The organism is Streptomyces tateyamensis (genome assembly GCF_003205575.1).
Taxonomy (GTDB): Bacteria; Actinomycetota; Actinomycetes; order Streptomycetales; family Streptomycetaceae; genus Kitasatospora; species Kitasatospora tateyamensis.
This window is the reverse complement of sequence record NZ_PYBW01000082.1, coordinates 70368-70907: the sequence shown is the minus strand read 5'-3', so window position 1 is coordinate 70907 and position 540 is coordinate 70368. Positions and strand designations below refer to the sequence as shown.

The window sequence follows — 540 nt, the reverse complement described above, 5'->3', positions numbered from 1 at the left end:
TGCAGCGGCTCGGGGGTGATCTCGACCAGGGTGGCGGCCAGCCGCACGGCGGGCTCGTGGGTGAGCCCGCCGAACATCACATGGCTCATCCGGTCCAGCTGCTGGTGCGCGGCCTGGTTGAGCACCGGGTGGTTGTAGCCGTGCACGGCCGCCCACCAGGAGGCCATGCCGTCGATCAACTCGCGGTGCCCGCCGACCGGTTCGGCCATCCGCAGGCGCACCCCGGCGGCCGACTCGACGACCAGCGAGGGCACCTTGCCGGGCATCGGCCCGTACGGGTGCCAGACGTGCGCGCGGTCCAGCTCGAGCAGGGCCTGGGACGTGAGGTTCTGCTGGAGCATCAGGCGTTCGGGGCCAGCTCGGTACCGGCGCCGCGACGGCGCACCTTCACCAGGTCGGAGCGGAGCTCACCGGGCTCGGCGTCGGCGCCGGTCGGCTCCGCAGCGGCCACGGCCTGCGCGGCCGGTGCCCGGTGCGCGTCGCCGCACGGGCCGCAGCCGCCGCCGGCGTGCCCGCCGCAGCCGCCCGCCGCCGCGTTCT

Annotated in this window: 1 protein-coding gene and 1 pseudogene (1 of these 2 cut by a window edge); both read right to left on the bottom strand. The window is 75.9% G+C overall.

The window, feature by feature from the left end; genetic code table 11:
• Positions 1–341, bottom strand: a 341-nt coding sequence (locus C7C46_RS22240) for an aminotransferase class III-fold pyridoxal phosphate-dependent enzyme (protein WP_181442464.1), incomplete at its 3' end; no start/stop codon positions are given.
• Positions 341–540, bottom strand: a pseudogene (bioB, locus tag C7C46_RS22235) (biotin synthase BioB) (it continues 1106 nt past the right edge of the window). The gene C7C46_RS22240 and the pseudogene bioB, both read right to left, overlap by 1 nt.